This window comes from Nostoc sp. FACHB-892 (assembly GCF_014698795.1).
GTDB lineage: Bacteria > Cyanobacteriota > Cyanobacteriia > Cyanobacteriales > Nostocaceae > Nostoc.
Genome location: NZ_JACJTR010000096.1, coordinates 1 through 10,014, shown reverse-complemented (window position 1 = coordinate 10,014; position 10,014 = coordinate 1). Strand labels below are relative to the sequence as shown.

The 10,014-nt window shown below is 39.6% G+C and carries 7 protein-coding genes and 1 pseudogene; 3 read left to right on the top strand and 5 right to left on the bottom strand.

Features of this window, described 5'->3' with window-relative positions; genetic code table 11:
* Nucleotides 1-626: 626 nt before the first annotated feature.
* From H6G96_RS39080 to H6G96_RS39060, 5 genes are all read right to left on the bottom strand, one after another.
* Entirely contained in the window at nt 627-1,097 is a 471-nt protein-coding gene (locus H6G96_RS39080) for an ankyrin repeat domain-containing protein (RefSeq protein WP_190919839.1), read from the bottom strand.
* A gap of 1,076 nt (nt 1,098-2,173) precedes the next feature.
* The gene (locus H6G96_RS39075) at nt 2,174-3,727 is read right to left on the bottom strand and encodes a catalase (RefSeq protein WP_190919837.1); all 1,554 of its coding nucleotides are present in this window, start codon (nt 3,725-3,727) and stop codon (nt 2,174-2,176) included.
* Between the two features lie 121 nt (nt 3,728-3,848).
* Nucleotides 3,849-4,520, bottom strand: coding sequence for an AraC family transcriptional regulator (locus tag H6G96_RS39070; RefSeq protein ID WP_190919835.1), 672 nt, complete (start codon nt 4,518-4,520; stop codon nt 3,849-3,851).
* 180 nt (nt 4,521-4,700) lie between these two features.
* A complete protein-coding gene (locus H6G96_RS39065) occupies nt 4,701-5,267 on the bottom strand; it encodes a hypothetical protein (RefSeq protein WP_190919833.1) in 567 nt (188 codons plus the stop codon).
* Between the two features lie 2,056 nt (nt 5,268-7,323).
* Complete coding sequence (locus tag H6G96_RS39060; RefSeq protein WP_190919831.1) at nt 7,324-7,470, bottom strand: hypothetical protein; 147 nt, start codon at nt 7,468-7,470, stop codon at nt 7,324-7,326.
* Between the two features lie 226 nt (nt 7,471-7,696).
* On the opposite strand from H6G96_RS39060, the gene H6G96_RS39055 reads away from it, so the two are divergent.
* The 3 genes and pseudogenes from H6G96_RS39055 to H6G96_RS39045 form a co-directional block, all read left to right on the top strand.
* Nucleotides 7,697-8,554: a hypothetical protein gene (locus H6G96_RS39055; RefSeq protein ID WP_190919829.1), complete on the top strand. Its 858-nt coding sequence runs from the start codon at nt 7,697-7,699 to the stop codon at nt 8,552-8,554.
* A 91-nt stretch (nt 8,555-8,645) separates the two neighbouring features.
* The gene (locus H6G96_RS39050) at nt 8,646-8,915 is read left to right on the top strand and encodes a hypothetical protein (protein WP_190919827.1); all 270 of its coding nucleotides are present in this window, start codon (nt 8,646-8,648) and stop codon (nt 8,913-8,915) included.
* 356 nt (nt 8,916-9,271) lie between these two features.
* Nucleotides 9,272-10,014, top strand: a pseudogene (locus H6G96_RS39045) (transposase); the annotation flags it as partial.

Below are 10,014 nucleotides of genomic sequence, written 5' to 3'. Positions count from 1 at the left end.
TACAAGCTTTACGTGATCGCATCCAAGAAATATTCGACCAACTTTCATTTGAGCAGGTGATTTCTGTCTCTTCTTATAATTTTATCCTAGAAGCTCTTTTCTATGCAGCTTCATATTAAATTGGTATTAACAAGTTTAGTAGAAGGTGGGATAAACACTGTACTTCTCCCAATTTCTCAGCGGAATCAACAGGCTATCTCTCAAATAAAGATGCAACGTACTAATATTTGGTTTTTGCACGCAGGCAAAGATATTGAAATATATGTCAATCAAGCCATGCAGTTTTAGATTTTAGTATTAAAATTTTTGTCTTCTACAACAACTCAAAAGCTACTTTCAGATCCTAACTGTTTAACCCTCTTCTGTCACTCTGGGAGAAGCCAATCACGCTCAAGCCTTTGGGAGCTTTAATTTCCAGGTTTTGACTATAAATTTCATTTACTGTTAGAAAATAATGTCTCAAAGCTTGACTCAATAAAAGTTTTAGAATCTTGCTGAGATTATTGTTTTCTGAGAGTGAGATAACAGGGTTAATCAATAGACCTGCATTGAAAATAAGGCAGGTCTAGTATTTAGGTGACGCAAGTAGGCATTAATAAGTTTGAGATTCAAGCACAGTCCGCTTCTTACCCAGAAAGCATGGCAACAATCTCTTTACACCCACTTTTTTTGGCAATATCTAAAGGAGTGTCTCCGTTCTTACCTTTGATATCTAAGCGAGCACCTGCGTTTACCAGGAGCCTGACTCCTTCAATATTATCCTGCCAAACTGCATCGTGTAGGGCAGTATATCCGTTATAAGGGCCCTGAGCATCTATATTAATCCCATATTCAATCAGAATTTTCATAACCTCTGGATGTCTTAAATAGGCAGAGGCATGAAGTGCAGTGGCCTTCATATTTGAGTCAACCGCGTGAATATCAGCACCAGCGTCAAGTAGCAGTTTCACCATTTCTGATTGGCCGTTAGCAGAACTGACAAGCAAGAGGCTATTTCCACTGCTGTCTGTTTGGTTAACGTTTACGCCAGCTTCAATGAATTTCCTAGCGTCTTTAAGGTTGTTATTAATTACCGCAGCAACTAAATTAGTACTCATATTTGTAAGATGAAAAACTTCAAGGCTGTTTATAAAACAATGTAAACAGTGGAATGCAGCAATGCCTAATGACGAACTGCTTTACATCCATGCATTGTTAAAACTATACTTTATATGAAATCAGAATAGCTTGGTATATCTAAGTTTTTGTTTTTATAACCATCCGTGAATAAACTGTTATACGTTGAAACAAAAAACTTGAAATAGGGAGTTTTTCTAGTAGCAATGGTCATTTTTTTTTGCAACTTTATATTTTTTAGCCCTACTTGGTATTGCTACTAGAATAATGGGATAACTTCACTCTCACTATCTGTGCTTGGATTACTTCTTTTTCCTCCAATTTGATAAAGTTAATTAAACTTTCAGCTTTTTCTTTAGTTAAAGTTTCTAATTTCAGCAAAGGCATTTCCAGCCAGCAGCTTCGGCAAAACCAGTACACCTGGTTATTACTAATATGTTGTAGAAGCCGATGGGAGCAGCAAGGACAATTTTTCATATGATCTGCTGGTTGAAAGTTGACTTTTAACTGCTGACTACTGATTAATCTCAAGCTTTGGCTAGAGACTATCTCTGATTAACAATAAACTTATCGCAGAAGTTGAAGAAAAGATCAAGGTTAAGAATTCAAGGAAAATTCAATCTCTTTAAACGTTTTTTATTCCCCTGTTTATAACTATTGCAAAATTACCTTTTGGAAAAGGTCTAATAACGTAATAGGGCATTGCTGAATTCAAGTATAAATTTTAAAAGGTTAATAATTTAAACTGTTTCATTTGCACCTTTACACGAAACTAAATTCATACCCAAAATCAGCAACGCTTCAGCGTAATCAATTACCCCCTTGCTGCTACAAGATTACTTGCAACGGATTTTAACTTGGTATAGTACACAACCTAAGCGCTTTCTAGCCGGCTATCAGTACAGAAATGTTCAATGCCTTGATTTGAACATTTGAGTTAAGCTGAACCACATCTAATCTGCATAATATAAATTACTGTATTTGTTCTAGGGTAAGCATCCTTGCTCGCCCAAGTGTGCTAGTTAAATGTGGAAGGAACAGCTTATAAAAACTTTTATTACCAGTACTTAGCAGGGACAGTCAAATCGACCTGTTCGTTTTGTTTTCTGTTTTCCTGGTTAATGTTTTGTTTTGGTTCAACTGACTTAGTTTGGAGAACTTCTTCTTCAATATCGATACCAAGACCTTGAGCAACGCGAATGCCGTATTCTAAGTCTGCGTTGTAGAAATGAAGAATTTGCCGTAGTTGAAATTCCCGCTTTGCAGGCTTTAAGCTATCAACCAAATTGTCCACTAGATGAGCTTTCTCCTCTTCTTTCATCAGCCGATAGAGGTCACCTGCCTGAGTAAAATCATCATTATTATGTTCTAATGCTGTTCGGTCTGCATCACCTGAAATACTATAGGGCGGCTCTTTGTATTGTTGCACTTCTTTTGACCCGCCAAAACTATTAGGCTCATAGTTGACGCTGCTACTACCGTTATCATCAAATCGCATGAGACCATCCCGCTGATAATTTATTGCCTTTCGTGCATGAGGACAGTTGATGGGTAATAGGCCGTAGTTACCCCCTAGACGATAACGATGGGCATCTGCATAGGCAAACAGACGCCCCTGTAGCATCTTGTCTGGTGAGAAGTCGATTCCTGGAACCACGTTGGCAGGTGAGAAAGCAACTTGTTCTACTTCTGCAAAATGATTATCAGGATTTCGATTGAGAACTAAACGACCAATGGGAATAAGGGGATAGTCTTTACGTGACCAAACCTTAGTAATATCAAAGGGATTGAAGCGGTAAGAGCTAGCATCTTCAAGCGTCATAATCTGGACATAAACTTTCCAGGCTGCTTGTTCATTCTTGGCGATCGCCTCAAACAGTTCTCGCGTCGTGTAGTCTGGGTCAACCCCTGCGATTTGAATAGCTTCTTCTTGAGTAAAATTCTGAATGCCTTGTTCAGTTTTAAAGTGATACTTGATCCAAACAGCTTTACCTTGGGTATTAATCCATTTAAAAGTGTGGCTGCCATAGCCATTCATATGCCGATAGGACTTTGGAGTACCCCGATCTGAGTACAGAATTGTCACCTGATGGGTAGATTCTGGTGTAAGGGAAAGGAAATCCCAAACCATATTTAGATCTTTGCAATTAGTCTGGGGGTTACGCTTTTGGCTATGGATAAAATCTGGAAACTTCATCGGGTCACGCACGAAGAAGACAGGCGTGTTATTCCCAACAAGGTCATAGTTACCTTCTTCAGTGTAAAATTTCACGGCAAATCCTCGAGGGTCGCGCACGGTGTCTGCGGAGCCTTTTTCTCCAGCAACAGTTGAAAACCGCACAAAAACGGGTGTTTGCTTCCCAACTTTTTCCAAAAACTTTGCCTTTGTCCACTGGGTAACGTTATTGGTCACCTCGAAATAGCCATGAGCAGCTGCGCCCTTAGCGTGAACAACTCGTTCCGGAATTCGCTCCCGGTTGAAATGGGCGAGTTTTTCAATCAGGTAAAAGTCTTGAAGCAAAATTGGACCATTACTTCCAGCTGTCAAGGAATTTTGATTGTCGCTAATCGGGATTCCAAAGCTTGTGGTTAAGTCGTTATTTTCTGTCATGTCTACCACACAAAATAAATGTACAAAAACATATAGATTAGTCTTGTTCAAATTCAAAAATCATTTTTGGATAATGCTGAACTGCAAATCCCTCAGACTTAAATAAAAGCCAAAAATGATTTCAACACGATTCGCAAGTTGAGACTAAGGTTATCTGTATCAAACCATTGTCTATTTTGGCAACAGAACCATTTTCGCTTTTTAACATAAGTACTTCATCAGCAACAGTACTTTTGTTAAAAATCGCAGCAATTTCTTGGATACAGGCTTGCAACCGTTGAGCTTCTGCAAAAGTTACAGTTGTGATTTCTTGGTTGATTAGTTCATTTGAGCTTGCCTTTTGTGGGACTCTTTGCCAACATGGGATACTCTTACTCCGATGCGACCTTCGCCATGTTTGTGGGGTTATATTGTGGAGCCGGAGAAACTGGCGACCGAAATGGCGTCTATCTAGATAGCCCACAGCTTCAGCAATCTGCTCTACCGAATGGTCTGTTTCAATAAGCAGACGGCGTGCCTCTACCATACGACGCTCAACAATCCAACAGAGTACGGTTTTTCCAGTCTCTCGACGTACAAGGTCGGTGAGGTAGGCAGGGGACCGACTGACCGCCTCAGCCACCTCTCTAAGACTAATTGAATTATGATAATTTGTCTCAATAAATTGAAAAACATGGCTTAACAAAGGTTGAGACTGAAGCAAGAACTTTTCAAAACTTGTCAGGATCGCCGTATTAATAGCGATGTTAACGTTATAAGAGTCAATGCCATTTAATAAGTAATTTGAGTCCATCACTTTAGCCTCATTAATTGTATTAAACACACTTGGATTTCATCTCAAACTATCTGAACTAGAGTAGAGCCTAAATATTTCTATTTTTAGTCAAGGCTCAGTTAACCTCCATAAACTAATTCGTCTAATATTCTACTTTTTCTTCATTCATTTATAAATATTCTCTGATCACCAATTCGGTCAACGCCTAATCCAATACAGCAATTCATCAGAGGCATAAACGTCGCGATAAAAGCTAAGTTGCTCGCATTTTAAGTAGCACGAACCGCGATGTCCTCGCCGAAGCAAAGTTTCGTTTCCTTTGGCGATGACTTCGTTAGTTTCATCATCAAAACAATTCCATTCCGAGTAGATAACTTCACCATTGAACATAATAATTGGCCAAGCTATTGTTACACTTGGTTGAGCAATAATTGCCCAACGATTTACTTCTCTATTTGTTGCTGCGGTTCTGCCATAAAAAGGTCCATCAGCACAAAAATATACAAGATTATTGGCATACTCACCTGCTAAAATGTCCCCCCGTCCTTGTCGTAGTGCTTCACAGTGGGTTGGCCACCAATGTTTATTTTCCTGTTCTACTTGCTCTAAGCTGTACTCTAGAGTTATTTCAGGTAAGGTATCATTACGTAGAGAAAGATATGTCTCTGCGTCTTTGAGTAGTTTTACTGCTAGTTCATTAGAAACTAGCTCAGGCTTGGAGTAATCTACTAACAAATCATTGTAGTAGTTAGTTCGTTTCGTCATTTCAAGCCTCTATAATCTTTAACCAATTTTCTCTGTGTATGCTTTTAATCCTGAATGCCTATAATCCCTGTTTTATGAAAGCTTGGACAACCCAATTTTCTGTGCAACCTCATGTGGAATCAGTATTAGAGTGGGGTAGTTTTCATGAAGCTAGTTGTCAAACTGACGACTAAGCGAGACGCTAAAGAGTTATAAAGCGAATACCTTTGTTGCCTTATCGTGCGGCATCTTATTTTTTAGATGCCGTTAAGACTAAATCCATGTGCAACAAGGCTTGAAATTGAAGAAATCAGGAAAAATTTTACCAGATTGAAAGGGCTGGTCATAAAAATATCAACATGGATAAAGAAACTTTTTAGAAAGTTTTAATTTTTTTCCCGGAAGCGCTATTATAATGTATATTCTTAGACATTAATATGCTGTTAAAAAACATATTAAGTTTCTGCTAAGGGTACGATCCTTACAAAAAGGAATCGAAAAGCAAAACCGTTGTTGTCTAGAATATGTATATATAGCAGCCAGCGAAGTTAGAGGGGAAACCCCCCCGTGGATGAATCGAGGGATATAACCGAGTAAGTTAGTGTTAGGAGTCCTTGAGAGTGAGTAACTCTCTCAAAGGCTTTGCGTATAATTATCCATTTCAACATTAGTTTTAGCCAGTTAAGATAGAAAACTTAAGCGGAAAAGTTTGTGTTTTTAATTTGGATTTTAGGCAAAGTTCCAACTGAAGCGGTTTTTAGCTAACAGTAAATGTAAATAACAGGTTTTACTAACTTTGCTAAAATTTGCATCTTGTACCATTCTCAAGCAATCGGTTATTTAAGTAATTTGCACAGGTAAAATCTCTAAATTTCTTTCTAATAGGGTTGAACATTACTAACACTCGCCTAAAAAACAGAAATGTTTCTTTACATCCATTACGGGGCGGGCGATCGCGTGTAAACAGCTTTTATTACTCTCATGAGAGTATAATCAATGTACTGTCCGCTTAACTCATCAGAGGTATTTGATTGGGTTTAAGAACGGCTACCTCCACTATCACCGTGATAGATCAGTACATCAAAGAGCGCTAAGTAATTTTGTGGCCAGTTGAGGGTTTAAATTTAAACTCACAGAGAAGTCGGAGACACTGCACGTAGCTTGCTTGGTTCCCGTTCGCTCGTAAGTCTCTCTCGTAGGGAAGGATACGGTGGGGATAGAAAGTAAGCCCAAGGGGACGCACAGTCTTACTAAATTTAATCCGCTAAGAACTTATGCAAAGCTGCACTAAGATGTTATCCTTTGCCAAACTAGTTTTTACAGATGTACGTTTTTGAAAATAAAATCGCGCTATTGCTCACCTATCAAACTTTTTAGGCTAAATAGTACATTTGTATGTGCAACTTTAAATTTGAAGGGGACAATGTCACAGGAAAAAAATAACTTATCTTTATCTTAAGTTTCTTATCTTGAGTTGCAAAAGTTTTGTAAAGTTAGCAAACTTAACTGCAACAGGTATCAGTCAACCAACCACATAGATGAGGGTGCGTAAGATGAGTAATTAGCAATGCTGCGAAACTTTAGATTCGTATACATTGCCTCTGGGCAAACTCCTTCGGTTGCAGATTGAGTCTGCTACCGAACGGTTTTGACTACCAGCAAGGCACTTTGGCAGGATACGAGATGTAGGAGTATTTACTTCTAATTTTCTCCTCACTAAGTGGAATACCTCTATGACGGAGGTTTGCAATAGGGAAGACAGATGACAACGCCCATGCATTGCTTCTTTCACCAGCATTGCAACTAAAGGGCAGTTTGGACTTTGTTTGACACTATCCGATTGAAATAAGCGTTGCTTCTAATTAAATGTGCAGGATGGTAGTGAAACACATCCTGTCTGCAATTGATTTGCTACTCATAGAATAAAAGCTTCCTGTTAGTTTCCCTAAACCTTATACACGAATGAAGCCGTTTGTCAATCAGGTTTCTGTCAATACATAAGTCCTAAGGGTATGGGATTTTCTCGCCATTTTAGTCATCTTTAACTACCTCTTTGCTTGCAAACGTCCAGTGAAACTCACAATTGGACATTGCCTTTGTCAAAGAAAGTCAGCAAATTAGCCGAAGACGTAAGAATGCAATATGCATTTGGTATTTCGGTAGGTGCGATGGCGTAACCGCCCGCCGTAGGCGATCGCATTCCTCTAGCATTCCAATACCACAAGCTGTAACACAGTTCAATTTACTTACTTGACTGGCAATTTTTTGGAATTGTCGCTTAATAACGCCTAAAATAGCTCAAACCATTGTACTGTCTACATTGTAACCATCTGGCGAAATGTTTGCTGTGCTGGATTTCATGGGTTATTTAGCTTATTTAGCAACAAGTCTGTTATTGCCACGAGTGACTTGCCCAAATTTTGTAGCAAATGTAAGTTAGGAAACGAACTATGCGTAATGACTTGTTAATTAATACTGAATCAGCATGTTTCGTGCCTGACGAAACAGCGATCAAGACTGCTAATTACACTCAAAGGCATCGACCCACTTCTGCAAAAGGTGGCGATCGCTCCGTCTCAAAGATGAGTGATGCAGAGAGGATAGCTCAAACTCAGAAGCTTTTAGATAGAGCAATCGCCTATGCTTGGCACACAGTCAAGAGCGATCGTAGGCCACCAAAACTGACCCCTATACGTTGGGTATGGCGGCTTGCTGGTGCGTATCATTCAAGCCGCCATACCTCACGACTTATGGAAGAAGCCGCTCAACGCTTCGCTGCATCTGGTCGCCAGAGTTTGGCAGACTGGGCTGCACAAAAAGCTAGAGAGGAAGCAGGTCACGATCAACTCGCCCTGCTTGATATTCAATCAATGGGATACGAAGCTGAGGCTGTGGTGCAAGCACTTATTCCATCTGCTGCAACAGCTGTGGTAGATTATTTCACCCAAAGTGTGCAAGCGATCAATCCAATTGGTTGCGTTGGCCATTCGTATGCAAGTGAACGCTTAGGGACATTTCAAGGAGAGGAGTACATCCAGAGTGTAGAGGCTTTGCTACCACAGGGTACTCATGCCACACGCTGGTTACGGATACACAGTGGTGTTGGTGCTGAAGTGAACCATGTTGAGGAGACAGTTGAGATTGTTGCAGAGATGGCTTCTGAAGAGTGTATGCGCGTAGCGAGAGCTTGTTATGAAACTGCGTTGTTACGCTTTACTCCACCCAAGGAAGGCTACATCTCAGATGAGGAACTTCAGAATGTATTGAAACCGCTAAAGTTAAATACTTACTTAGTAGCAGAGAACTAATTTTCAGAAGCTAAAGAAATGACCCGATAAGCAAGAAGGGCTTTTTTCAGATTTACTTAACTGTATTTTTCAAACGACAAGGAGAAAAAAGATGCTAGTCCGCATTTTAGATTTTGGATTTTCAATTTTACTATCGCTAGGGTCTGGTATTGCCAATGAAGCTGTTTTTTCACATATATCTCCAAATCGAGTGAAGACTACAAGTATCGAGCAGCAGTCTTTAAAGCAGGATCTCACCAGTAACTTTTTTGAAGCGAGTTTCGATCTCTTGAATAACATAAAATTTGATGATTTGGAAAGTATCATAACCAATGACTTCGCACAAGGATTGCCAAGCGATACCGAATTTGGTTCTTGGTAGATTCAACTGAATTGACTATTTAGTGGCTTAAACTTTAAACAGTCGATATCTCTGATTGTCTAGTCTCTATGAACTTAGGAGCCAAAGCAGCTTCAGAGCTGGTTAGCCCTGATGACCGTGACAACTAGACAGTCGGGGATTAAGACTTATCGGGCAGAAAAAACCTGTCGTTTATTTAGCTAGTGTTTTAGAGGAGGTTTGCAGTGGGCTGATATATATGATGGTGAAATCTCAACTGGTTTTACTTAACTAACTAATAACAATACCTTAGCCAAAATAAGAGCATGAAGAGGTAGGGCGCTTCGTAGTAGAGTTATTGTCTCTCACAACGACAACTCAAGAACTACAAGCTACCCATGCCAGACATCTTATCACTCTTACAATGCTTGCTACCGCAGATAAACGCTACGACGATGGGGCAATTGAACCAGATAATCCTGGCCATGTTAGCAATGAGCGGGCGAGCCACCATGCCCTTGAATCTCGCGCTGGACAGGCACTGGTGGTAGTTATCGGACGATATTGAGATTCTTTCATACAGTAATCCCTTGGGCAACGTTGTTTTGGCTATTTTTTCGCAAGCATTTGTTTCGTACAAATGAGGTATATTTGCTTGCAGGAGATGAAGTTGTAATCAGTAAATCCGGGAAAAAGACTTATGGGCTGGATAGATTTTTTTCTAGCCTCGTCAGCAAACCTATATTAGGGCTATCTTTTTTTACATTATCATTAGTAAGTGTTGAGCGAAGACACTCGTTTCCGATTCGGATAGAACAGGTAATCAAGAGCGATGTAGAAAAAATTAGCCTGTCACCAACCCCAGAAATAAACAAAAAAGATAAACGTAAGCGTGGACGACCAAAAGGGAGTAAGAACAAGAATAAAACAGAGGTCATTCTCACATCTGAATTACTAAGAATTAAGAAGATGATTAATGAGTTAGTCTTGTTAATAGCTAACTTTATCCCTCTGACTTACTTAGTGTTAGACGGTCATTTTGGGAACAATAATGCCTTGCAGATGGCTCGTCAAGTTAAGTTACATATAATTTCCAAGCTTCGCTACGATTCAGCACTATATATACCTTATCAAAATCCTA

Excerpts from the sequence above, each read along its gene's own strand:
- H6G96_RS39080 (WP_190919839.1), bottom strand. The coding sequence starts at position 1,097 with ATGAGTACTAATTTAGTTGCTGCGGTAATTAATAACAACCTTAAAGAC.
- H6G96_RS39075 (WP_190919837.1), bottom strand. The coding sequence starts at position 3,727 with ATGACAGAAAATAACGACTTAACCACAAGCTTTGGAATCCCGATTAGC.
- H6G96_RS39070 (WP_190919835.1), bottom strand. The coding sequence starts at position 4,520 with ATGGACTCAAATTACTTATTAAATGGCATTGACTCTTATAACGTTAAC.
- H6G96_RS39065 (WP_190919833.1), bottom strand. The coding sequence starts at position 5,267 with ATGACGAAACGAACTAACTACTACAATGATTTGTTAGTAGATTACTCC.
- H6G96_RS39055 (WP_190919829.1), top strand. The coding sequence starts at position 7,697 with ATGCGTAATGACTTGTTAATTAATACTGAATCAGCATGTTTCGTGCCT.
- H6G96_RS39050 (WP_190919827.1), top strand. The coding sequence starts at position 8,646 with ATGCTAGTCCGCATTTTAGATTTTGGATTTTCAATTTTACTATCGCTA.